General features: G+C 75.6%; 24 protein-coding genes and 1 riboswitch. Of the genes, 11 read left to right on the top strand and 13 right to left on the bottom strand.

The genetic code is table 11. The annotated features are described in order from the left end of the window. The first annotated feature begins 43 nt into the window (after positions 1–43). The gene (locus IR170_RS09735; RefSeq protein ID WP_193662255.1) at positions 44–430 is read left to right on the top strand and encodes a hypothetical protein; all 387 of its coding nucleotides are present in this window, start codon (positions 44–46) and stop codon (positions 428–430) included. Here the strand turns inward: IR170_RS09735 and IR170_RS09730 are convergent. The 5 genes from IR170_RS09730 to IR170_RS09710 all read right to left on the bottom strand — a co-directional run bounded on the left by IR170_RS09730 (position 427) and on the right by IR170_RS09710 (position 4,525). After that, a complete protein-coding gene (locus IR170_RS09730) occupies positions 427–1,722 on the bottom strand; it encodes an MFS transporter (RefSeq protein ID WP_319805002.1) in 1,296 nt (431 codons plus the stop codon). The two genes, IR170_RS09735 and IR170_RS09730, sit on opposite strands and share 4 nt — an antisense overlap. A 38-nt stretch (positions 1,723–1,760) precedes the next feature. Further along, entirely contained in the window at positions 1,761–2,816 is a 1,056-nt protein-coding gene (locus tag IR170_RS09725) for a YihY/virulence factor BrkB family protein (RefSeq protein WP_251532220.1), read from the bottom strand. Continuing rightward, entirely contained in the window at positions 2,803–3,309 is a 507-nt protein-coding gene (locus IR170_RS09720; RefSeq protein WP_193662254.1) for a TetR/AcrR family transcriptional regulator C-terminal domain-containing protein, read from the bottom strand. The genes IR170_RS09725 and IR170_RS09720 overlap by 14 nt, the downstream gene beginning before the upstream one ends. A 69-nt stretch (positions 3,310–3,378) precedes the next feature. Continuing rightward, entirely contained in the window at positions 3,379–4,152 is a 774-nt protein-coding gene (gene aqpZ / locus IR170_RS09715; protein WP_193662253.1) for an aquaporin Z, read from the bottom strand. A 199-nt stretch (positions 4,153–4,351) separates the two neighbouring features. Continuing rightward, positions 4,352–4,525, bottom strand: a complete 174-nt coding sequence (locus IR170_RS09710) for a CsbD family protein (protein ID WP_193662252.1) — start codon at positions 4,523–4,525, stop codon at positions 4,352–4,354. A gap of 134 nt (positions 4,526–4,659) precedes the next feature. On the opposite strand from IR170_RS09710, the gene IR170_RS09705 reads away from it, so the two are divergent. The 9 genes from IR170_RS09705 (at position 4,660) to IR170_RS09660 (ending at position 13,749) form a co-directional block, all read left to right on the top strand. Continuing rightward, a complete protein-coding gene (locus IR170_RS09705) occupies positions 4,660–5,694 on the top strand; it encodes a LacI family DNA-binding transcriptional regulator (RefSeq protein ID WP_193662251.1) in 1,035 nt (344 codons plus the stop codon). Positions 5,695–5,860: 166 nt separating this feature from the next. Next, the gene (locus IR170_RS09700; protein ID WP_193662250.1) at positions 5,861–7,213 is read left to right on the top strand and encodes an ABC transporter substrate-binding protein; all 1,353 of its coding nucleotides are present in this window, start codon (positions 5,861–5,863) and stop codon (positions 7,211–7,213) included. Further along, on the top strand, positions 7,210–8,169 hold the full coding sequence (locus tag IR170_RS20290; protein WP_251532209.1) for a carbohydrate ABC transporter permease: 960 nt from the start codon (positions 7,210–7,212) through the stop codon (positions 8,167–8,169). Before IR170_RS09700 ends, IR170_RS20290 begins: the two co-directional genes overlap by 4 nt. Next, positions 8,166–8,990, top strand: coding sequence for a carbohydrate ABC transporter permease (locus IR170_RS09690; RefSeq protein WP_228941392.1), 825 nt, complete (start codon positions 8,166–8,168; stop codon positions 8,988–8,990). The genes IR170_RS20290 and IR170_RS09690 overlap by 4 nt, the downstream gene beginning before the upstream one ends. 59 nt (positions 8,991–9,049) lie before the next feature. Further along, positions 9,050–10,042, top strand: coding sequence for an acetylxylan esterase (locus IR170_RS09685; RefSeq protein WP_193662249.1), 993 nt, complete (start codon positions 9,050–9,052; stop codon positions 10,040–10,042). Between the two features lie 3 nt (positions 10,043–10,045). Continuing rightward, positions 10,046–10,426 (top strand): LacI family DNA-binding transcriptional regulator, encoded by a 381-nt coding sequence (locus IR170_RS20285; protein ID WP_319805001.1) that lies wholly within the window; start codon positions 10,046–10,048, stop codon positions 10,424–10,426. Positions 10,427–10,454: 28 nt separating this feature from the next. Continuing rightward, a riboswitch (cobalamin riboswitch) is annotated at positions 10,455–10,634 on the top strand. 48 nt (positions 10,635–10,682) lie between these two features. Continuing rightward, on the top strand, positions 10,683–11,780 hold the full coding sequence (locus IR170_RS09670; protein WP_374108175.1) for a FecCD family ABC transporter permease: 1,098 nt from the start codon (positions 10,683–10,685) through the stop codon (positions 11,778–11,780). Continuing rightward, positions 11,777–12,565, top strand: a complete 789-nt coding sequence (locus IR170_RS09665; protein ID WP_319805000.1) for an ABC transporter ATP-binding protein — start codon at positions 11,777–11,779, stop codon at positions 12,563–12,565. The genes IR170_RS09670 and IR170_RS09665 overlap by 4 nt, the downstream gene beginning before the upstream one ends. Positions 12,566–12,693: 128 nt before the next feature. Further along, a complete protein-coding gene (locus tag IR170_RS09660) occupies positions 12,694–13,749 on the top strand; it encodes an ABC transporter substrate-binding protein (RefSeq protein ID WP_193662247.1) in 1,056 nt (351 codons plus the stop codon). Positions 13,750–13,762: 13 nt separating this feature from the next. Here the strand turns inward: IR170_RS09660 and IR170_RS09655 are convergent, their stop codons facing one another. Then, positions 13,763–14,347 carry a helix-turn-helix domain-containing protein gene (locus IR170_RS09655; RefSeq protein WP_193662246.1) on the bottom strand — a complete coding sequence of 195 codons (585 nt, stop codon included), beginning with the start codon at positions 14,345–14,347 and terminating at the stop codon, positions 13,763–13,765. 101 nt (positions 14,348–14,448) lie between these two features. On the opposite strand from IR170_RS09655, the gene IR170_RS09650 reads away from it, so the two are divergent. Next, entirely contained in the window at positions 14,449–15,087 is a 639-nt protein-coding gene (locus IR170_RS09650; RefSeq protein ID WP_193662245.1) for a class I SAM-dependent methyltransferase, read from the top strand. A gap of 5 nt (positions 15,088–15,092) precedes the next feature. Here IR170_RS09650 and IR170_RS09645 read toward each other — a convergent pair whose 3' ends face one another. Genes IR170_RS09645 through IR170_RS09615 form a run of 7 tightly spaced genes read right to left on the bottom strand, consistent with a single transcriptional unit; the run spans position 15,093 to position 22,009 of the window. After that, positions 15,093–16,181, bottom strand: coding sequence for an MSMEG_0565 family glycosyltransferase (locus IR170_RS09645; RefSeq protein WP_193662244.1), 1,089 nt, complete (start codon positions 16,179–16,181; stop codon positions 15,093–15,095). Continuing rightward, complete coding sequence (locus tag IR170_RS09640; protein ID WP_193662243.1) at positions 16,178–17,017, bottom strand: carbon-nitrogen hydrolase family protein; 840 nt, start codon at positions 17,015–17,017, stop codon at positions 16,178–16,180. The genes IR170_RS09645 and IR170_RS09640 overlap by 4 nt, the downstream gene beginning before the upstream one ends. Beyond that, positions 17,017–18,288: an MSMEG_0569 family flavin-dependent oxidoreductase gene (locus IR170_RS09635; RefSeq protein WP_193662242.1), complete on the bottom strand. Its 1,272-nt coding sequence runs from the start codon at positions 18,286–18,288 to the stop codon at positions 17,017–17,019. The genes IR170_RS09640 and IR170_RS09635 overlap by 1 nt, the downstream gene beginning before the upstream one ends. Then, a complete protein-coding gene (locus IR170_RS09630; protein WP_193662241.1) occupies positions 18,285–18,614 on the bottom strand; it encodes an MSMEG_0570 family nitrogen starvation response protein in 330 nt (109 codons plus the stop codon). The genes IR170_RS09635 and IR170_RS09630 overlap by 4 nt, the downstream gene beginning before the upstream one ends. Next, positions 18,607–19,518 (bottom strand): carbon-nitrogen hydrolase family protein, encoded by a 912-nt coding sequence (locus IR170_RS09625; protein WP_193662240.1) that lies wholly within the window; start codon positions 19,516–19,518, stop codon positions 18,607–18,609. The genes IR170_RS09630 and IR170_RS09625 overlap by 8 nt, the downstream gene beginning before the upstream one ends. Beyond that, complete coding sequence (locus IR170_RS09620; RefSeq protein ID WP_193662239.1) at positions 19,515–20,930, bottom strand: MSMEG_0567/sll0787 family protein; 1,416 nt, start codon at positions 20,928–20,930, stop codon at positions 19,515–19,517. Before IR170_RS09620 ends, IR170_RS09625 begins: the two co-directional genes overlap by 4 nt. Continuing rightward, complete coding sequence (locus IR170_RS09615; protein WP_193662238.1) at positions 20,927–22,009, bottom strand: MSMEG_0568 family radical SAM protein; 1,083 nt, start codon at positions 22,007–22,009, stop codon at positions 20,927–20,929. The genes IR170_RS09620 and IR170_RS09615 overlap by 4 nt, the downstream gene beginning before the upstream one ends. Positions 22,010–22,021 lie beyond the last annotated feature (12 nt).

The following is a 22,021-nucleotide window of genomic DNA, read 5'->3' as shown; positions in this document are numbered from 1 at the left end:
CGCGTGCTCAGGCGCCGGGGCGCGGCGCCCCCGAGGCTGGGGCATGAGCTACTCCTTCATCCTCCTGCGCACCGCCCTCCAGGCGTTCGGGCTGCTGATCACGCTCGGGCTGGCCACAGCCGGGTCGGCGCTGCTCGGCTTCGGTGTCATGACCGCGTGCACGTCGACGACGCCGTCGTGCGGTCTGACCGACGCCGTGCTCGTCGTCGGCTGGCTGCTCCAGGGGGCGCTGCTCCTGGTGGCGGCCGCGCTCTGCGCCGGCCCCGTCGTACGCCGCCTGCGCCCGGCCACCCACCTGGCCCTGGCCGCGGCGGTGCCGCTCGTGGCGGTGCTGGTGCTCGCGGGCACCGGCTGGGTCGCCGACCGGTCCTACTGCCTGCCGTGGCACGACCCGGTCGGTCCCGGCGACTACTGCGACGTGACCCTCTAGGCCCGTCGCGGGGTGGCCCGGCGCAGCGCCGGAAGCAGGGCGAGGGCGAGCAGCCCGCCGCCCAGCGAGAGCGTCGCGAAGCTGCTGGCGCCGACCACCAGGCCCGACAGCACGCCGCCGGTGGCACCGGCCAGGGCGACCAGCACGTCGATGCTGCCCTGCACGCGCGGCCGGGTGGCCGGCTCGGTGGCGTCGACCACGAGGGCCGTGCCGGCGATGAGGCCGAGGTTCCAGCCCAGGCCGAGCAGCACCAGGGCCAGGGTGGTGAGCACGAGCGAGTCGCCGGGCGCGAGGGCCGCGGTGACCCCGGAGGCCAGCAGCACCGCGCCGGCGAGCACCGCCACCGGCGTGCGGCCCCACCGGTCGACCAGCCGGCCGGTGAGCGGGGAGGGCAGGTACATCGCGGCGATGTGCAGGCTGATCACGAGGCCGACGTCGGCCAGGTCGTGGCCGTGCTCGCGCATGTGCACCGGCGTCATCGTCATGATCGCCACCATCGTGACCTGGGTGAGCACCATGACGGTGGCGCCGACGTGGGCGCCGGGTCGGGTGTCGGGTCGGATGCCGGGGCGGGTGCCGGGCCGGGTGCCGGGGGAGACCGGCGCACCGGCCGCGGTCGGTGCGGGCGCGGTGTCGAGGCGGCGGGCGAGCAGCAAGGGGTCGGGTCGCAGCAGGGCGAGCAGCACGACCCCGGCCGCGGAGTAGGCCACCGCGGCGAGCAGGAACGGCCCGGCCAGGGCGGGCAGACCGAGCCCGACGGCGAGGCGGCCCAGCGGCCCGACGAGGTTGGGCCCAGCGACGGCGCCGACCGTGGTGGCCACCAGCGCGGTGCTGATCGCGCGGCCGCGCTCGGCGGGGGAGGCCAGGTCGGTGCCGGCGTACCTCGCCTGGAGGTTGGTGGCCGTGCCGGCGCCGTAGACCAGCAGGGCCGGGAGCAGCAGCACGACGCTGTCGAGGGCGGCGGCCACGACGATGCCCGCCGCTCCGGCGCCGCCGGCCAGGAAGCCCGCGGCGAGCCCGACGCGGCGCCCGAGCCGCTGGCTGGTGCGCCCCACGACGTACGCCGCGAGCGCCGAGCCGAGGGTGAAGAGCGCGACGGGCAGCCCGGCCAGACCGTCGGAGCCGAGCATCTGCTGGGCCAGCAGCGCCCCGACCGTGACGCCCGCGGCCAGCCCGGCACCGCCCAGCACCTGGCCGGCCACGACCACGCGCATCGTGCGCCGCTGCACGCGCAGGCGCTCGGCCTCGCCGACCGAGGCGGTCCCGGCGGTCCCGGCGGTGGGTGCGGTCACGTCGGCCTCCTGGGCGGCGGTGGGGTGGCCCCCGGAACCTAGCCGGGCCCGGAGGACCTGTCGTCGCCGAGGTCCTCGGGGAGGTCGTCGGGCAGGTGCTCGGTGGCGAAGCCCACCTCGACGCGCTGGAAGCCCTTGAGCTGCTGGGCCTTGGCCAGGTCGGTGTAGGAGCGCACGTCGCCCTCGGTGAGGGTGACGTTGTCGGTGAAGGGCGTCAGCAGGGTGCGCGGGTGGAGGCGGTCGACGAGCACGACGTTGAGCTCCAGGCAGAGCACCAGCATCACGCTGGTGAGGTAGAGGAAGCCGAGCAGACCCAGCACGACGGCGAAGACGCCGTTGGTGGCGCTGGCGCCACCGCTCGAGGCGCCGACCAGCGCGACCCCGGCGTACTGGAGCCCGAGCCAGGCCACTGCCGCCACGCAGGCCCCGGGCAGCACGTCGCGCCGCTCCAGCTCACGGGTCGTGGCGAAACGGAAGACGAAGGAGAAGGCGGCGGCGTGGATGAGCAGGGTGCCGACGAGGATCGCCACCGACGAGAGCGGGCCGAGCACGTCGATCGCGCCCACGATCCCGGCGACGGCCGTGGTGGCGAGCACGTCGGCTCCGATCACGCCGAGCAGCACCAGGCTGCGGCCGCGGGCGGCGATGGGGTTGGGGCGCTGGTTGCGCGGCACGGTCCAGGCGTTGTTGACGGCGTTCTGCACCGCCTGGCCCACGCCCATCGCGCCGTAGAGCGCGCCGCCGAGACCGACGACGATGCCGGTCACGCCGCCGCCGAGGCCCTCGGGGCGCTGGAGGTCGTCACCGACCGCCGGCAGCTGCGCCAGCGCGGAGTCGAGCAGGCGCTCCTGGAGGTCGGGGTGGCCGACGAGCACGAAGCCGAGGATCGTCGAGGCCAGGAGCAGCAGCGGGAAGAGCGAGACGAAGGCGTAGTAGGTGATCTGCGCCGACAGGCTGCCGCCCGCGTCGTCGACGTACTTGTAGACCACCGCCAGGGGCAGGCCCACGGCCTTGTGGCGCTGCTGGAAGCGGTCGATCCGGGAGACCAGGCCCTCGTCCTCGGTGTGCTCGGGGCGGGTCTCAGTGCTCGGCACGCAGGGCCTCCATCCGGGCCAGGACGGCCTCGAGGGCGTCGTCGAACTCGTCGGCGTCGTGGTCCTCGGCCAGGCTGGAGCCGAGGCGGTCGAGCACGGGCCGGCCACCCCGGGCCGCGGGGTCGCCGGGCACCCCGGGGAAGGCGGGGGAGTCGGGGCCACCTGCGTGCAGCGAGGCCTCGAGCAGCAGGTGGCCGAGCACGCAGGTCACGAACGCACGGTACGCCGCCACCGCGGCCGCGTCGTCGAACCCGCCGTCGACGAGCACGACCAGCACCTCCTCGACCCAGTCGACGTCGCCCAGCGGCGGGCGCAGCCCCGGCGCCGCCGCGGGGGCCGTCGCCAGGGTGGCGAAGGCCTCCGGGCGGGCCAGCGCGACGCGGCGCAGGTCGTGGGCCAGCCGCTGGAGGTGGTCCTGCCAGCAGTGCGCCGCGCCCGGGTCGGCGCGGCGCTCCGCGCGCAGCCGGTCGAGGAGGTGGGGCAGGTCGTCCACGGGTGTCCTTGCGGTCTGGTTCGGTGGTTTACAGCGTAAATCGAGGGCCTGCGTCGGGCCGGAGGCGGGTCAGTGCCGCGTGTCGCCCTCGATGTCGACCCCGGCGTGGCGGTCGCCGGTGGCGCCGGCGTAGGCGAGACCGGCCAGTGCGGCTCCGACGAGGGGCGCGACGATGAAGAGCCAGGACTGGCCGAGGGCGGCGGTGTCGAACCAGGCCACGCCCAGGGTGCGGGCGGGGTTGACCGAGGTGTTGGTCACCGGGATCGAGACCAGGTGCACCAGCGTCAGGGTGAGGCCGATGGCCAGGGGGCCGAAGCCGGCAGGTGCGCGACGGTCGGTGACGCCGAGGATGACGAAGACGAAGACGGCGGTGAGCACGACCTCGGTGACCGCGGCGGCGAGCAGGGTGTAGCCGGCCGGCGACAGGTCGCCGTAGCCGTTGGTGGCGAAGCCGTCGGCGGTGGTGAAGCCCTCGCGGCCCGAGGCGATGACGTAGAGCAGGCCCCCGGCGACGCTCGCCCCCACCAATTGGGCGCCGACGTAGGCCGGCACGTCGCGCCACGCGAAGCGGCGGGCGACCGCGAGGCCGAGGCTGACGGCGGGGTTGAAGTGGCCGCCCGAGACGTGGCCGACGGCGTAGGCCATCGTCAGCACGGCCAGGCCGAAAGCCAGCGCGACGCCGAGGTAGCCGACCTCGTCACCGGCCAGGACGGCGGTGCCGCAACCGGCCAGCACGAGCCAGAAGGTGCCGACGGTCTCGGCGGCCAGGCGCACGGGCAGCAGCGGCGGCGCCGGTGCGGGAGTGGTGCGCGGGCCGGCCGGGGTGGTGGTCGAGCGGGACATCGGGTCGTGCCTCCTGGTCGTGACGCGCGGTGGCGTCGGTCGGTCGGTGAGTGGGGCCCCGGCGGTCCGGGGCGCGACAGGCGGCCCTCGCACGACGCGGACCGGTCGCGGGAGAGCCGCCTGCTGGGCGTGAGGAGTGCGGGGGAGCGTCACGCGGCGCGCCGGTCGTCGACCGGCCCCCGGGGGCCTGAGGCCCGGGTCAGCCCTTGAAGACGTCCTTGACGTCCTCGCCGGTCTTCTTGGCCGAGGCCTTGGTCTGGTCGGCCTTGCCCTCCGCCTTCAGCGAGTCGTTGCCGGTGACGTCCCCGACGACCTCCTTGGCCTTGCCGAGAGCGTCCTCAGCGGCGTTCTTGGCCTTGTCGGCGATACCCATGATGGTTCCTCCTCGGTGTGGTGGGTCGTTCGTGGATGCGAACACCAGGTAGTCGCACCGACCTGCGCGATCGTCACGCGCGGCCGGGATGATCTGGATCACGCCGGGGGGTCGGCGGTGTGTAGCCTCCCCCCATGCCGGGGCCCCCCCGTCGCGCCGCGACGATCTACGACGTCGCCCGCGAGGCCGCGGTGAGCATCTCGACGGTGTCCAACGTGCTCAACAAGCCCGAGCGGGTGGCGCGGCCCACCCGCGAGCGCGTCCTCGCGGTCGCCGACGAGCTGGGCTACGTGCCGAAGTCGAGCGCGGCGCACCTGGCCCGCAAGCGGGTCGGGCGGATCGGGGTCGTTGCTCCCTTCACCGCCTACCCGTCCTACCTCCAGCGGCTCACCGGGATCCTCCGCGGCGCCTCCGGCCAGCAGCTGGAGGTCGGGGTCTTCGACCACGAGTCGGCGGCCACGGCCGCGACACCGCTGCTGGCGAGCATCCCCGTGCGCGGTGCGGTCGACGGGCTGATCGTCATGGGCTCCTCGATCGAGCAGGTCGTCGAGGAGCGGCTGCTGGCCCACGGCGTGCCGGTGGTCGTGGTCGACGCCGACAGCGGCGCCTTCAGCGTGGTGACCATCGACGACTTCGGCGCCGGTCGCACCGCCGCGCAGCACCTGCTCGACCTCGGCCACCGCCGGCTCGGCTACGTGCTGGAGCGGCAGGAGGCGGAGTACGAGTCGCAGGCGCGACGCCGGCTCGGGGGCTTCCGCGAGGCGGTCGCCGAGGTGTCCGGGGCCACCCTCGAGGTGGTCTCCTGCCTCGGCACCGCGGCGGCCGCGGAGCAGGTCGCGGCCGGGATGCTGGCCGGCGGACCGGGCGGGCGGCCGACGGCGGTGATGGCCCACTTCGACGACCTCGCGCTCGGCGTCGTGCGGGCCGCGCGGGCGCTCGCGCTGCGGGTGCCCGACGACGTGAGCGTGCTCGGCTTCGACGACGGGCCGGTCGCCGACGCCGCCGACCTGTCCACGGTGCACCAGCCCTTCGAGGAGTCCGGGGAGGTCGCCGTACGGCTCCTGCTGCAGGCGATGGCGGCGGCCGTCGCCGGGGCAGCCGCCCCGCAGCGCCAGACCTCGGTGCTCGACTGCTCGCTGGTGCAGCGCGCCTCCACCGCCGCCCCGTGACGGGGCACCGCGTCCTCGGAGCGGCCAGCGAGGGTCCGCACAGCGACTGGATCGTTCCATAAAAGTGCTTTACAAGAAGTTGTTGACGCGCGTGACGGACGCCACTTAGGTTGGCGCCGTCGCGGACTCGGGTCCCACCCGCGGCACCCCGATCGAAGGAGCACCCGTGACCAGGACGACCGTCCGCTTCCCCGCCCGGCTCACCGGCCTCGTGGCGACCCTCTCCGTGCTGGCCGTGGCCGGCTGCGGCGCGCCGGGGTCGGGCAACGAGACCGCGACCCAGGACCCCGACCGCGAGGTGGGCACCGAGCTCACCGACGAGGACGTGACCCTGGACCTCTACCTCGAGACCGGCTTCCCGCTGGTCGAGGAGCTGAGCGAGGAGTTCACCCGCCAGCACCCCAACATCACCTTCGACATCCGCAGCGACCAGTTCGCCGCGCTGACCGAGAACGCCCCGCGCGTCATGGCCAGCGACGACGCCCCCGACCTCATCCGCCTGCCCACGATCGTCGACGCGGCCAAGGACGGGCTGCTGCTCGACCTCGACCCCTACTACGACGCCTTCGGCTGGGACGAGTTCCCCGAGTCGCAGCTCGAGCAGCTCCGCGTCGACGACGACGGCACCCGCGGCAGCGGCTCGCTCTACGCCATGGGCGTGGGCTACTCGGTGACGGGCGTCTACTACAACACCCGCATCGCCGAGGAGATCGGGCTCGAGGAGCCGCCGGCCACCATCGACGAGCTCGAGGACGCCATGGCCGAGGCCAAGGCCGCCGGCGAGCAGCCGATCGTGCAGTTCAACGACATCGGCGGCGTGGCCTTCCCGTTCCAGGCCCTGCTGAACCAGATGGGCGACCCGGCCGAGGTGGCCGCGTGGACCTACCAGAAGCCCGGCGCCACCATCGACACCCCGGCCGCCGCCGAGGCGGCCGACTACGTCGGGCGCTGGGCCGAGGAGGGCTACTTCCCCTCCGACGCCAACAGCCTCGACTACACCACGATGATGGGCCGCTTCGTCGACGGCGAGGGCCTGTTCATGTTCAACGGCGACTGGGAGTCGGCCAACCTCGACACCTCCATGGGCGAGGAGGTCGGCTTCTTCCTCATGCCCCCCGTCGAGGAGGGCAACGCCCCGGTCGCGATGGGCGCCCCCAACACCTACGCGATCCCGGCCAAGGCCGAGCACGCCGACGAGATGGCCTACTTCCTGAACTGGGTGCACACCGACGAGACCGCCCGCGAGATCGTCGTCGAGCAGGGCGGCGCCGCCCCCGGCGGTCCCGCCTCGCTGCCGCTGCCCGAGGTCGACCCCGACTCGCTGATCGCCCAGACCCTCGCCGGCGCCCAGACCATCGGGGAGTCGGGGGTGCTGGTGGACTTCATCGCCAACGCCACCTCCGGCATCTACGCCAACTCGATCCGCCCGGAGCTCCAGTCGCTCCTCGACGGGCGCACCAGCGGCGCCGACGTCCCCCCGGCGCTCCAGGCGACCTACGAGGACGAGCTGTCGTCGTGAGCGTCTCCGCAGCTCCCGTGGCGGCTGGGGAGGCCCTGACCTCCCCGGCCGCCACGGGCCGCGCACCCCGGCGCGGTCCCCGCCCCGGCGGCCTGCGCCGGTGGGGCCACCTGGCCTTCGTCGCGCCGGCCCTGGTCTTCTACGGCTACTTCGTGCTCTTCCCGCTCGGCACCTCGGTGCAGTACTCGCTCTACGACTGGAACGGCATCGGCCCCGCCACGTGGGTGGGTGCGGAGAACTACCGCCGGGTGCTCACCGACCCCGACCAGCTCGAGACGCTGCTCCACGCCTTCGAGCTGATCCTGTTCTTCACCGTCGTGCCCGTCGTGCTCGGCCTGGTCGCCGCCTCGCTGATGCACGGGCTGCGACCGGGTCCCTTCGCGACCGTCTCGCGCACCGTGCTCTTCATCCCGCAGGTCATCCCGCTGGTGGCCGCCGGCATCGTGTGGGACTGGGTCTACTCCAGCGACGGCATCGCCAACGAGGTGCTGCGCGCGATCGGGCTCGGCGACGTCGCCCGGCCCTGGCTGGCCGACTTCGAGACCGCGCTGCCCGCGGTGGGGCTCATCGGCTCCTGGGTGATGCTCGGCCTGTGCACCCTGCTGCTGCTCACCGGCATCAGCAAGATCGACCCCTCGCTCTACGAGGCGGCCCGCATCGACGGGGCAGGGCGGCTCAGCGAGCTGCGCCACGTCACCCTGCCCGGTCTGCGCCGCGAGCTGGGCGTCTGCGTCACGGTCACCATGATCGCGGCGCTGGCCAGCTTCGACATCATCTACATCTCGACCCAGGGCGGCCCCGGCCGCTCCACGATGGTGCCCGGCGTGGAGATCTACCGCCTCGCCTTCACCGAGCGCGAGATCGGCCAGGCCTCGGCCATGGCCGTCGTGCTCATGGTGCTGGTGCTCGTCACCATCGTGCCCGTCCAGCGACTGACCCAGAGGGCCGACCAGTGACCGCGACCCGCCGCGCCGACCTCGCCGGACGGGGCCTCCTCGTCGTCTTCATGGTGCTGACCCTCGTGCCCTTCGCCAGCCTGCTGCTGACCGCGCTCCAGCCGCAGGGCAGCATCCCCACCGGGCTCAGCTGGCCCGCCGACCCGCAGTGGCACAACTTCGTCGACGCCTACCGCGTCGCCGACCTCACCCCGCTGCTGGTCTCGAGCATGCTCATCGTGGCCGGCGTCGTGCCCGCCGCGCTCGTGCTGGCCAGCCTGGCCGGCTACGGGCTGGCCTCGCTCAAGGTGCCCGGCGCGTCGTGGATCTTCCTGCTCTTCGTGCTCGGGCTCACCATCCCGTTCGAGTCGCTCATCACGCCGCTCTACTACCAGATCGAGGCGCTCGGGCTGCTCAACACCCGGGCCGCGCTCGTGCTGCCGCTCATCGCGCTCTACATGCCCTTCGCGGTCTTCTGGATGCGGGCGCACTTCCTCACCGTGCCGGTCGAGCTCTCCGAGGCGGCCTACGTCGACGGCGCCGGGGCCTGGCGCACCTTCCGCCACATCCACCTGCCGCTGGCCGTGCCGGCCCTGTCGTCGCTGGCGATCCTGCTCTTCCTGTGGACCTGGAACCAGTTCATCCTCGCCATCGTCCTGGTCAGCGACCCCAGCAAGCGCACGATGGCCGGCGCGCTCGGCGCCTTCCAGGGCCAGTACGGCACCGACATCGTGCTGCTCTCCGCCGGCTCGCTGCTCATCCTGGCGCCCACCGTCGCGGTCTTCGTGCTCTTCCAGCGCCAGTTCTCCCGCGCGCTGCTCCAGGGCGCCGTCAAGGGCTGACCGCCCGCCGCCTCGCGCCCCTCCCGTCCACGCCCGTTCCCGACCCCTCGAGGACCACCGTGCCCCAGTACGACCTTCCCGCCGCCGAGCTCGCCGCCTACCGCGGCAGCGTCACCGAGCCCACCGGCCTCGCCGCCTTCTGGGAGGAGACCCTCCAGGCCTCCCGCGCGTGCGCCCGCGCTCCCCGGGTCGAGCCCGTCGACGCCCGCCTGCCCCTGGTCGAGGTGAGCGACGTGACCCTCAGCGGCTACGACGGCGAGCCCGTGCGGGCGTGGTACCGCCGCCCCGCCGGGGTGGGCGGCGACCTCCCGCTGGTCATCCGCTACCAGGGCTACACCGGCGGCCGCGGCCTGCCCCACCAGGTGCCGCACTGGACGCTGGCGGGCTACGCCACCCTCGACGTCGACAGCCGCGGCCAGGGCTCCGGCGGCGGCTGGGTCGGCGACACCCCCGACCCCCACGGGCACGGACCGTCGTACCTCGGGGGCTTCATGACGCGCGGCCTGGAGGACCCGGCCCGGCACTACTACCGCCGGCTCTTCACCGACGCGGTGCTGGCGGTCGACGCCGGCGTCGCGCTGCCGGGCGTCGACCGCGACCGGGTCGTCGTCGCCGGCGTCAGCCAGGGCGGCGGCATCGCTCTGGCCGTCTCGGGCCTGCACGACGGGCTGGCCGGCGTGCTCGCCGACGTGCCCTTCCTGTGCGACATGCCGCGCGGGGTGGCCATCGCCTCGACCGGCCCCTACCTCGAGGTGGCGGCGTTCCTCGCCTCCCACCGCGACGCCGCCGACCGCGCCTTCGCCACGCTCGCCCACTTCGACGCCGCGGTGCTGGGGCGCCGCGCGAGCGCGCCCGCGCTGATGTCGGTGGCGCTGATGGACACCGTCTGCCCGCCCTCCACCGTGCACGCGGCGCGCAACACCTACGGCGGGCCCAGCGAGCTGGTCGTCTACCCGTGGAACGACCACGAGGGAGGGCAGTTCCACCAGGAGGCGGCCCAGCTGGAGTGGCTGGCCAAGCTCCTCGGCGGCCCCACCCCCGGCCGGGCCTGAGCCGTGCCCGCGCGGGTCACCGTGGTCGACGTGGCCCGGGAGGCGCGGGTCTCGGTGGCCTCGGTCTCGCGGGCGCTCAACGACGCCCCGGGCGTCGGCGCCGCGACCCGCGACCACGTGCGCGCCGTCGCCCGACGGGTGGGCTACGAGCGCTTCGCCCCGGCCGCCGATCTGGCGCACGGAGCGGGTCGCGGCTCCGGCCCCGGGGCGGCCACGATGGCCGACGTCGCGGCCCGCGCGGGGGTCTCGCCCGCCACGGTCTCGCGCGCCCTCGCCGGCTCGCCCCGGGTCAGCGCCCCCACCCGTGCGCGGGTCGAGGCGGCCGCGCGGGACCTCGGCTACACCGTCTGCACCGCCGCGGCCTCGACCGCCCGGGCCCGGTGAGCGCGGCGCCGGGGGCGACCGCGGCGTGCTAACTTCGCCGCGAGCCAGAACACATCTGACGATGTGCGGGAATCCGGTGAGAATCCGGAGCTGACGCGCAGCGGTGAGAGTGACTGGTGGGACGACGCACCACTGGGCCCGTGGCCTGGGAAGGTGTCCCACCGGGACGAACTCGAGTCCGAAGACCGGCTGGCTCGCCTGACCGATGCCGGCCCGCGCGACTCGGGTCCCCGACAGATGCGAGACCCCTGTGGCCGTGACCCGTCCTGCCCCGTCGACCGCGCCCGCGCGCGCCGCCGACCCACCCCCGCCCGGCGTACGACGCGGCCCGCGGCTCGCGCTGCACCTGGGCCTGCTGGCGGCCCTGCTCGTCTCGCTCGTGGTGGCCCTCGCGCTGGGCTCGGAGCGGCTGCCGGTGGGCGGCGTCGTCGACGTGGTGCGCGAGCGCGTGCTGCACGGGCGCCCGGGCCCCGACCCGGTGCTCGACGTCATCGTCTGGGAGCTGCGCGCCCCGCGCGTGCTGATGGCGGCGGTGGTCGGCGCCGGGCTCGCGCTGGCCGGCACGGCGATGCAGACCCTGGTGCGCAACCCGCTGGCCGATCCCTACCTGCTCGGGGTCTCGGCGGGTGCCGGCGTCGGGGCGACGGCGGTCATCGCCTTCGGCGCGCTCGCCGCGCTCGGGGCGTGGGCGCTGTCGGTGGGCGCCCTGCTCGGGGCGCTCGGTGCGGCGGTGCTCGTCTTCGGGGTCTCGCTGGCCCAGGGCGGCCTGACCCCGCTGCGGCTGGTGCTGACCGGGGTGGTGATGTCGTCGGCCTTCTCGTCGGTCTCCAGCCTCATGGTCTTCCTCGGCGACGAGCCCCGCGCCACCGAGTCGGTGCTCTTCTGGCTGCTCGGCTCGCTCGCGGGCGCGACCTGGGCGCAGCTGGTGGCGCCCGTGGCGGCGGTGCTGGTGGCGGCGGTGCTCGTCCTCGGCGTGCACGGCTGGCTCGACGCGCTGGCCACCGGCGACGACACCGCCGCCGCGGTGGGGGTGCCGGTCGCCGCGCTGCGGATCGCGCTCTTCGTCCTCACCTCCGCCCTCGTCGGGGTGCTGGTGGCGGTCTCGGGGGGCATCGGCTTCGTTGGCCTCGTCGTGCCCCACCTGGCGCGCCTGGTCGTCGGCGGCGGCCACCGGGCGATGCTCCCGGTGGCCGCGCTCGGTGGCGCGGTCTTCCTGGTGTGGGTCGACGTGGTCGCCCGCACCGTCGTGAGCCCGCAGGAGATCCCGCTGAGCGTGGTCACCGGCCTCGTGGGCGCGCCGGTCTTCCTGCTGCTGCTCGGGCGCCGGCGCTACCACTTCGGGGGCGGGGCGTGAGCGGCCGGCCCGCACCGGCCCTGACGGCCCGGGCGCTGTCGTGCGCGGTCGGTGGGCGCGTCGTGCTGCGCGGCGTCGACCTCGACCTGGCACCCGGCACCACCACCGCCGTGCTCGGCGTCAACGGCTCGGGCAAGACGACGCTGCTGCGCACGCTGGCGGGCCTCCAGCGCCCCGAGACCGGGGCGGTGCTGGTCGGCGACCGCGAGGTCCACGACCTGCCGGCGCGCCGCCGGGCGCAGGTCGTGGCGTTCGTGGCGCAGGAGGAGAGCCCGCCGGCCGACATGACCGCGGGGGAGTTCGTGGCGCTGGGTCGCCTGCCCCACCACCGGCCGTGGGCGCGCGGCGACGGCGACCGGACCCACGCCCGCGCCGCCCTCGCCGAGGTCGGCCTCGACGCCGCCCTCGACCGGCCCTGCGCCCAGCTCTCGGGTGGCGAGCGGCGCCGCGTCTGCCTGGCCCGCGGCCTGGTGCAGGACTGCGAGCTGCTCGTGCTCGACGAGCCGACCAACCACCTCGACGTCAGCCACCAGGTGGCGCTGCTCGCGCTGCTGCGCGGCTCCGGGCGCACCGTGCTCACCGCGCTGCACGACCTCGCCCTCGCCGCGGCCTACGCCGACCAGGTGGTGGTGCTCCACGAGGGCCGGGTCCACGCCGCGGGCGCGCCGCACGACGTGCTCACCCCCGACGTCGTCACCCGCGTCTTCGGCGTCGACGCCGCCCACCTCAGCGACCCGCGGGGTCGCCACCACCTCGTCGTCGGCCCCGGCCGCCACCTGCGCTGACCCGGCTCCGCCGCGTCGGCCCACCGCCCTCCCACCACCCTCCCACCGCCCTCCCGTCGCTCCTCCCTCCCGAAGGCAGGTCCTCCGTGCACCGTCCCCTCCTCGCCCGTCCCCTCCCGGTCCGTCTCATGGCCGTCCGCCCCGTCTCCGCGCTCGCGGCCGTGGCGGTCCTGGCCCTGACGACGTCGTGCGGCGCCGGCCCCGCGACCGACCCGGCGGCGGGCTCGCCGGGCGCGACCGGCGCCTCGCTCGTGCTCGACAACTGCGGGGAGGAGCGCGCCTACCCCGACCCGGCCGAGCGGCTCTACGTCTACGACGGCGGCATGATCGCGATGGTGCTCGCCGTGGGTGCGGCCGACGCCGTCGCCGGCATCAGCGGGCTCCAGGACGACGCCGAGGCCCTCTCCCGGGTCTACGGCGAGGACGTCGTGGCCGACCTCCCGGTGGCCAGCGAGGACCGGCCCACCGTCGAGAACGTCCTGCTCCAGCGCCCCGACCTCATGCTCGCAGGCTGGAACTACGGGTGGGACGAGGACGCCGGTCTCACCCCCGACGGGCTGGCCGAGCGCGGCATCGCCGCCTGGACCCTCACCGAGTCCTGCCGCCAGGGCGACGGCGAGAGCCGCGGCGTCGTCGACCCCTGGACGGCGCTGAGCACCGACCTGACCGCGCTGGGCCGCCTCACCGGGCACGAGGACGACGCGGCCGCCCGGGTCGCCGACGTCGAGGAGCGCCTGGCCCGGCTGCGGCAGGCGCCGCGCGCCGAGGAGACGCCCACCGTGTTCCTCTTCGACAGCGGCACCACCTCGCCCTTCACCAGCGGCTCCTACGGCGGGCCGCAGGGCGTCATCGACGCCGCCGGTGCCCGCAACGCCACCGAGGACGTCGCCGACACCTGGACCACCGTGTCCTGGGAGCGGGTGGCGGCCGCCCGGCCCGACTACATCGCCTTCGTCGACTACCCCGGCCAGAGCTTCGAGCAGAAGGTCGCCGTGCTGCGCGCCAACCCCGCCACTCGCGACCTGCCCGCGGTGCGCGAGGAGCGCTTCCTCGACCTGCCCTACGCCGCCTGGGTCAGCAGCCCGCTGAACATCGACGCCGCCGAGCAGCTGCGCGCCGCCCTGGAGGAGGTCGACCTGCTGCCCGACTCCGGCATCGAGCCCGCCCACGACCTGCGGCCCTGAGCCCGCGCCCGGCTCAGGGCGCGCGCAGGTGGGCGCGCTGACCCTGGCGCCCGATGAGGCTGAGGAACTCCACCGGGCCGGCCGAGGTCGCCCCGAACCAGTGCGGCGTGCGGGTGTCGAACTCCACGGCCTCGCCGGGGCCCAGACGCAGGTCGTGCTCGCCGAGCACGAGGCGCAGCGTGCCGTCGAGCACGTAGGCCCAGTCGTGGCCCTCATGGGTGCGCAGGGTGGGGCGCGCGTCGTCGCGGCCGGTGGGCAGCACGAACTTGTAGGCCTGGATGCCGCCGGGGCGCCGGGTCAGTGCGATGACGCTGCCGCCGTCACCGGTGGCCACCGGGCGCAGGTGCACCCGGGGGTCTCCGGTGGCCGGGGCGTCGACGAGCTCGTCGAGGGTGACCCCGTGGGCGCGGGCCAGGGGCAGCAGCTGCTCGAGAGTGGGGCGGCGCAGCCCCGACTCGAGCCGCGACAGCGTGCTGGTGGAGACGCCGGTCTCGTCGGCGAGCTCACCGAGCGTGAGGCCGCGGTGCTGGCGCAGGGCACGCAGCCGCGGGCCCACGGCGTCGAGGGTGCGGTCGGCCTGCTCCCGGAGATCGGTCACCGGGCCAGTTTGCCGTTCGGCAACAGAGATTGCCAGGCGTGGTCCGGACCGTCATCGTCGGGAGCCACGGCCGCCGCGGTGGCGGCCACGGAGGGAGACCCGTGACGCACGCGTTCGACAAGGACTACTGGGACGCCGTCTGGCGCGGCGACCGCGCCCGGGCCATGGCCGCCGGCGAGCCCCACCCCCACCTCGCGGCCGAGACCCGCGACCTCGAGCCCGGCACGGCGCTCGAGGCCGGCTGCGGCGCCGGGGTGGAGGCGGTGTGGCTGGCCGGCGCCGGCTGGCGGGTGACCGGCGCCGACATCGCCGCCGACGCGCTCGCCCGGGCCGCCGAGCGGGCCGCCGCGGCCGGGGTCGCCGACCGGGTCCGGTGGGTCGAGGCCGACCTGTCGGTCTGGGAGCCCGAGGAGCGCTTCGACCTCGTCACCACCCACTACGCCCACCCGGCCACCCCGCAGCTGGACTTCTACGACCGTCTCGCGAGCTGGGTCGCCCCCGGCGGCACGCTGCTGCTGGTCGGTCACCTCCACGACGAGGGTCACCAGCACGGGCACGGGCACGGCGAGGAGGCGGGGCCGCCGGCGGAGGCCTCGGTGCGCGCCGCCGACGTCGTGGCGCGGCTCGACCCGGCGCGGTGGGAGGTGGTCACGGCCACCGAGTCGCGCCGCACCGTGACCGTGCCCGACGGGCGCGAGGTGGCGGTGCACGACGCCGTCGTGCGTGCCCGGCGCCGCTGAGCGGCTCAGCCCAGCGCGCGGTAGAAGGCGAGGTGCTCCGCGGCGGCGCGCCTCCAGGTGAAGCCGTGGCTGTGGGCCCGGCCGCGGGCGGGGTCGGGCGGGGCGGCGAGGGCGTCGAGCAGGGCGGCGGCGATCGCGTCCGGTGTGGCGGCGTACGCGACGTGGTCGCCGAGCACCTCCCGCAGCACGGGCAGGTCGCGCGCCACGACGGGCACCCCGGCGGCGAGGGCCTCGAGCGGGGCGAGGCCGAAGCCCTCCTGGGTGGACACGAAGCCCAGGGCGGCGGCCTCGGCGACCAGGGAGGGCAGGGCGTCGTGGGCGACCACGCCGAGCACCTCGGGCTCCACGCCCAGCTCGGCCGCGCGGCGGTCGAAGGCAGCGCGGTAGTCGCGGTAGTCGAAGAGGGTCTCGCCGCCGGCGAGCACGAAGCGCAGGTCGGGCACCTCGCGCCGGGCCAGGGCGTAGGCCTCGAGCAGGTCGAGGGTGCCCTTGCGGGGCTCGATGCCGCCGAGGGCCAGGACGTAGCGACCGCACCGCCGTCGCCAGCGGGCGCGGCCCTCGGTGTCGCGCCCGCCGGCCTCGAAGCGGGCGGCGTCGACGCCGTTGGCGATGACGGTGGCCGGCAGGCCCCAGCCGGCCTCGACCTCCGCGGCGACGGCGGCCGAGACGCAGACGCGCGCGACCGGCTCGACCACGGCGCGCTCGTGGCAGGCGACCAGCTCGGGGGTGGTGAAGGTGTCGAGGTGGTGCACGGTGCGCACGCACGGCCCCGAGCGCATGGCGGCGTTGGCGCTGATGCAGTCCTGGGCGTGGACCACGTCGTAGGCGGGGCGCTCGGCGGCGAAGGCCCGGTCGAGGGTGTCGATCGAGCGCAGGATGCGGGGGCCGACCTCGTCGCCGAGGTCGGGGAAGGGCACCGCGTGCACGGTGACCGCCGGGTCGACGGGGCGGAAGAACGCGGTGTCACCGCCGCGGCCGAGGGTCCACAGGTGCACGTCGAGCCCGTCGAGGCCCGCCAGCGCCTCGGCCAGCGCGAGGGTGTGCACGACCCCGCCGCGGGGCTTGGTGGAGTAGGTCAGCAGGGCGATCCTCACGGGTGCCTCCCCGGGGCGTAGGCCGAGCGGCTGAGCTCGTCGAGGTGGTGCAGCGTGCGGCGGGCCCGGGCGACCTCGCCGTCGACGTCGACCGTCGCGACGGCCAGCCCGCCCTTGGTCGAGGTGCGCGCGAGCACGTCGCCGCCCGGGCCCACCACCTTGGCCTGACCCAGGAAGCGCAGCGAGCCCAGGGAGCCGGTCTGGTTGGAGGAGGCCCAGACCACCTGGTTCTCCGCGGCGCGGGCACAGTCGTAGAGGTCGAAGAGGCGGGCCTGCCGGTCGTGCACGAGCCGCTCGGCGCGGTCGGTCACCGAGGCGGGCCAGGCCGAGAGGCAGGCCAGGACACGTGCGCCGTCGAGCGCCATCGCGCGGGCCGCCTCGGGAAAGGTCTTGTCGTAGTCGATGAGCAGGCCGAGGCGACCGACCGGGGTGTCGAAGGCGCGGAAGACGTCGCCGGGGGCGTAGACGCGCGACTCGCCGGCCGGAAGGTGCACCTTGCGGTGGTGGCCGAGCACGCCGTCGCCGGTGAGGCAGACCGCGGCGTTGTAGATGCGTCCGTTGCCGTCGTCGGCGGCCTCGGCGTACCCCAGGCAGACCACCGTGTCGCCGGCGAACCGGGCCACCCGCCGCAGCTCCTCGGAGTCGGGGCGCAGCGCGGGCGGCGGGCCGGAGGGGGTGCGCAGGTCGTCGAGGTAGCCGCCGAGGGCGGCGTCGGGCAGCACGACGACGTCGCAGCCGGCCGCCCGCGCGTCGACGACGATGCCCTCGACCTTGGCCAGCGCGCGGTCGAGGTCGCGCCCGAAGTGCGCGGCGACGGCGCCGATGGTGACCGGCACTAGGAGACCCGGCGCACCTGTGGCCGTGCCCCCACGGACTCGCGGATGGTGGCCGCCACGTGCTCGGCGTCGCGGGCGATCCCGAGGAAGCGTCCCGAGCCCCACGTGTGCAGCCAGGGCAGGCCGAGGAAGGACAGCCCCGGCACCGCCGTGACACCGCGGTGGTGGGTGGGGCGCCCGCTGCCGTCGAAGGCGCCGACGCCGACCCACCGGTAGTCGGGGCGGTAGCCGATGGCCCACACCACGCTGGTGACGCCGGCCGCGGCCAGGTCGAGCTCGAGCGGTTCGGCGCCGGGGGTCCACACGGGGGAGTAGCGCGAGGGCGGCGGGGCGTCGATCCCCTCGCGCTCGATCCAGCGGTCGATGTCGGCGCAGATGGAGTTGTAGGTCGCGTCCGCGGCGTCGAGCGCCGCCGTCAGCGTCGGGCGGAACTCCAGGCGTGTGCCGCGGCCGCCGGCCAGCAGGCCGTGGAGCCGCATGCCCTGCGAGGCCAGGAGGCGCAGGTCGAGGTCGCGGCCGCCGTCGCGCCCCGTGACGTAGTGGTTGGTCTTCTCCCGGGCCGCGAGGCCTCCGGGGTACTGCGTGACCGCGGTGTCGTAGAGGCCCATGTCGGCCAGCCAGGTCATGCAGTCGCGGCCGCGGTAGGTGCGCGCGACCCGCGGGGCGTCGCCGAGGGCGAGGTGCACCTGGCGGCCCTCGAGGTGGAGGTCCTCGGCGATCTGGGTGCCGGACTGGCCGCTGCCGACGACGAGCACGCCGCCGTCGGGCAGGTCGGCCGCGCGCTTGTAGTGGGCCGACTCCAGCTGGGTGAGGCCCGGGTCGAGCGCCGCGGCCCAGGGTGGCACGATCGGCACGTGGTAGCCCCCGGTGGCCACGACCACGTGCTCCGCGCTCCAGGTGGTCTCCCCGTCGGGGCCGGTGCTCTCGAGCACGAAGCCGCCGGCCTCGCCCTGGCGCAGGGCGGTGACCCGTGTGTGCTCGCGCAGCGGCGGGTCGAAGGTGGCGGCGTAGCCCCCGAGCCAGGCCACGACCTCGTCGCGGGTCATGAACCCGTCGGGGTCGGGGCCGTCGTAGGTGTAGCCCGGCAGGCGGCAGTGCCAGTTGGGGGTGACCAGGGTGAAGTTGTCCCAGCGGGTGTCGGCCCACTCGTGGGCGGCTGTGGCGGCCTCGAGCACGACGTGGTCGATCCCGTCGCGGGTCAGGCACCAGCTCGTCGCGAGCCCGGCCTGGCCGCCACCGACGACGACGACGGTGGTGTGCACGGTGGTCATGGGCGCTCCGGGGTAGTGGGGCTGGTGGGTGCGGCGGCGGGCAGCGGGGGCCACATCCGCACGACCTCGACGAGGTCGTCGTGGCGGTGCGCGGCGGCTCGGCGCCGCACCAGCTCGGCGCTGGCGGCGGCCGAGGTGCAGGCGAAGCCGTGGCGCTGCCGCACGCGCTCGCCGGCCTCGGCGAGCGCGGTCGTGGCGCGGTGGGCGAAGTCGGCGACGGTGTAGAAGGCGCCGGGGGCGAGGTGGTCGTGCATGACCAGCGAGGGCGACCAGCAGTCCTGGAGGCTGCCGTCGGGCCAGCGCACCGAGACCGTCATCTCAGGCATGCGCCGCGACCCGCTCGTGCTCGACGTAGAGGTCGGGGCGCCGGTCGCGCAGGTGGAACATCGCGCGCCGGGCGGTGCCGAGCAGATCCTCGACGTCGACCCGGGCGTAGGCGACGCCCTCGGTGGTGCCGGTGGCGGCGAGCACGTCGCCGCCGGGTCCGACGACCTTGGCCGAGCCGACGAAGCGCAGCGACCCGAAGGTGCCGGCCTGGTTGGAGGCCACCCAGAGGACCTGGTTCTCCAGCGCCCGGGCCTGGTCGAAGAGGTCGAAGCGCCGCTTCCAGCGGTCGTCGGCCAGGTCGCCGGCCGTGGCGGTGCGCGAGGCCGGCCAGGCCGAGATGCACACGACGGTCTCGGCGCCGTCGAGGGCCAGGCCGCGGGCCGCCTCGGGGAAGGCCTTGTCGTAGCAGATGAGGGCGCCGAGTCGCCCGACGGCGGTGTCGACGGCGCGGAAGACGTCACCGGCCTCGTAGTAGAGGCTCTCGCCGAGGGGCTGGTGCACCTTGCGGTGCACGCCGAGCACCCCCTCGCCGGAGACGATCGCGGCGCTGTTGAAGCGTCGGCCACCGTCGGCCTCGCAGAAGCCGACCACGAGCGTCATCTCGCGGGCGAGCGCGGCCACGCGGCGCAGCTCGGGTCCGTCGGCCTCGAGCACGGGTGGGAGCGAGTCGGGGGCGTCGGGGTGCGTGCCGTCGCGTCCCGAGCCGAGCACCGACAGGTAGCCGCCCAGGCAGGCCTCGGGCAGCGCCAGCAGCGACGTGCCGCGCTCGCGGGCCCGCGCCACCAGCTCGCCGACCTGGCGCAGGTTGTCGTCGAGGTCGCGCCCGAAGCCTGCGCTGACGGCCCCGACGGTGAGCGTGCCGGGCGTGCCGGGCGTGCCGGGCGTGCTGGGTGTGGTGCTCATCGGGAGGACCCCATTCCGGTGACGGTGGAGGTGACGGCGTCGGTGACGACGCCGTCGGGCCAGCGCAGGCCGACGCCCGCGCCGGAGGTGAGCTCGCCGCAGGCCGCGGAGGTGACAAAGGGGGGCAGCGCCGCGCGGGCCGGTGCCGTCTCGGCGGTGACCATGGCGAAGCCGGGGAAGCAGGTCAGCCAGTCGCCGTACGCCGCCCCCTCGGGGGCCGGGACGGCCGCGACGTCGAGCACGGCCCGGCAGCCGGAGGCCTCGGCGAGCATGCCGGTGGTGCCGACCAGGCCGCTCATGCTGACGTCCTTGGCCGCGGTGGGCCGCAGCGCGGGCACGACCCCGGCCAGGGCCCGCAGCTGCGCGCCGGTGCGGTGGCTGGAGGAGTCCCACTGCGACCCGGTGTAGCCCGGTCGCCAGCCGCCGCCGAGGTCGGCGGTGACCCGCAGCGTCTGCCCCGGGTCGGCGCCGCCACCCGCGACGGGGCGCGCGGTGCGGCCCAGGGCCGTCACCGACAGGGCGGCGGGCACGCCGAGCTGGGTGTGCCCGCCGACGACCGGCACGCCCCAGGCGCGGCCGGCGTCGGTGAGCCCGCGGAGCACACGGCGGGCGAAGGAGGCGTCGCGGGCGCCGAGGGAGTCGAGCAGCGCGACGGGGGCGGCGCCCATGGCGGAGAGGTCGTTGAGGTTGACCAGCACGGCGCACCAGCCGGCCCACTCCGGGTCGCGCTCGACCATGGAGGGGAGCACGGCGTCGCAGGCGGCGACGAGGTCGGAGCCGGGCACGGGCGCGCCGTCGTCGCCCAGGAATCCGGCCGGCACCCCGGCCGACACCTCGTCGAGCAGGCCGCCCAGGGCGGCCTTGGTGGCGTCGACCAGCCGCTGCACCCGCCCGATCGGCCAGTCCACGACCACGTGGGGGTGGCCGTGCCGGTGGGTGCGCTCGCGCGGCACCCAGCCGAGGCGGCGGAAGAGGGGCTCGTTCTGCGCCTGCACCGTGGCGTCGAAGCGCAGCGCGCCCGCGGCCTCGGCCGCGGCGCAGGCCGCGCGCACCAGGGCGGCGCCCACGCCCAGCAGCAGCCGGGCGTCGGAGGCCACCGCGAGCCGCGAGCCGCGCCACCAGCCGAGGTCGCGCCCGGCGGTGGCCGGGTGGAGCCGCACGCCGCCCAGCACCTCGCCGCCGGCGTCGGGGTGGGTGGCGACGGCGACCAGCACCACGGTGCGCGGGTCGTCGTCGACGTCGTCGCGGTCGGAGCCGACGAAGAGGCCCTGCTCGTGCACGAACACCTGGCGGCGCAGCGCGTGGTAGGCCGCGACCTCGCGGGCCCCGGCGCGCACCACGACGAAGGCGTCGAGGCTCGGAGCCGCCCGGCGGGCGCCGGTGAGGACCACCTCGTCGACCAGGCCCGTCATGACGCGGCCTCAGCCGAGGAGCAGGAGCCGAGGGCCGAGCAGGCCCCGCAGGCCGCGCAGCCCGCCGCCTGGTCGGAGCCCAGCATGCCGTGGGCGCGCAGCGCGGCCGCGACCTCGGTGGTGACCCGGTAGACGTCGGCGGGCCTCGGGGCAACGGCTCCGTCGACGTCGACGGCCAGCGTGCCCGCCAGCGGTCGGAAGGGCACGACGAAGGGGTAGACGCCCATCTCGATGAGCTCCACCGCCCCGGCGACGAGCTCGTCGGGGTCCTCGCCGAGGCCGACGAGGAGGTAGGTCGAGACCTGGTTCCACCCGAAGACGCGCACGGCCTCGGCCCAGGCGGCGCGGTAGTCGGCGAGCGGCACCGAGCCCTTGCCGGGCATCCAGGCGAGGCGGGCGGCCTCGTCGAGGGACTCCACGTGGATGCCGATGGAGCGGGCGCCGGCGTCGTGGAGCTCCTGGAGCGAGGCCAGGTCGCCCGGCGGCTCGCACTGCACCTGGATCGGCAGGTCGGGCAGCACCTCGCGCACCGCCCGCACGCAGCGGGCCAGGTGGGTGGCCCCGCGGTCGCGACCGTTGCTGGTGCCGGTGGTCATCACGAGCTGGGTGATGCCGTCGAGGTCGTGGGCGGCGCGGGCCACCTCGGCGATCTGCGCGGGCGTCTTGACCGCGACCGTCGCGCCGGCGCGCAGCGACTCCTCGATCGCGCAGAAGCGGCAGCGCTCGGCCTCGGCGTACCGCACGCAGGTCTGGACGACGGTCGTGGCCAGCACGTTGCTGGAGTGCAGCCGCGCGATCTGCTCGTAGGGGACGCCGTCGGCGGTCCGGAGGTCGTAGAAGCGGGGGCGGGCCACCGCCTCGACGCCCATGCCGGTGTCGGCGCCGTCGAGGAGCAGCTTGCCGCCGCTCACGGTGTAGGGGCTGCGCGGGTTGAGCGGCACCGCCGCCCCCACACCGTCGAGGAGCAGGTGCCCGTCGTCGCTGGGGCCGGCGCCCGCGCGGCGCGCGACCGGGGCGTCGGACGGGTCGGCGAGGCGGATGCCCAGGATCGCCACGTCCACGCGGGTGTCGGCCGTCATGACGTCAGCCGC

Source organism: Nocardioides kribbensis (assembly GCF_015070375.1).
In the GTDB taxonomy this organism is placed as follows: Bacteria; Actinomycetota; Actinomycetes; order Propionibacteriales; family Nocardioidaceae; genus Nocardioides; species Nocardioides kribbensis.
This window is presented reverse-complemented; position numbering and strand designations above follow the sequence as displayed.

Coding starts and splice junctions, on each gene's coding strand:
- IR170_RS09735 (WP_193662255.1), top strand. CDS start 44: ATGAGCTACTCCTTCATCCTCCTGCGCACCGCCCTCCAGGCGTTCGGG.
- aqpZ (WP_193662253.1), bottom strand. CDS start 4,152: ATGTCCCGCTCGACCACCACCCCGGCCGGCCCGCGCACCACTCCCGCA.
- IR170_RS09710 (WP_193662252.1), bottom strand. CDS start 4,525: ATGGGTATCGCCGACAAGGCCAAGAACGCCGCTGAGGACGCTCTCGGC.
- IR170_RS09705 (WP_193662251.1), top strand. CDS start 4,660: ATGCCGGGGCCCCCCCGTCGCGCCGCGACGATCTACGACGTCGCCCGC.
- IR170_RS09660 (WP_193662247.1), top strand. CDS start 12,694: ATGGCCGTCCGCCCCGTCTCCGCGCTCGCGGCCGTGGCGGTCCTGGCC.
- IR170_RS09635 (WP_193662242.1), bottom strand. CDS start 18,288: ATGACCACCGTGCACACCACCGTCGTCGTCGTCGGTGGCGGCCAGGCC.
- IR170_RS09630 (WP_193662241.1), bottom strand. CDS start 18,614: ATGCCTGAGATGACGGTCTCGGTGCGCTGGCCCGACGGCAGCCTCCAG.
- IR170_RS09625 (WP_193662240.1), bottom strand. CDS start 19,518: ATGAGCACCACACCCAGCACGCCCGGCACGCCCGGCACGCCCGGCACG.
- IR170_RS09620 (WP_193662239.1), bottom strand. CDS start 20,930: ATGACGGGCCTGGTCGACGAGGTGGTCCTCACCGGCGCCCGCCGGGCG.
- IR170_RS09615 (WP_193662238.1), bottom strand. CDS start 22,009: ATGACGGCCGACACCCGCGTGGACGTGGCGATCCTGGGCATCCGCCTC.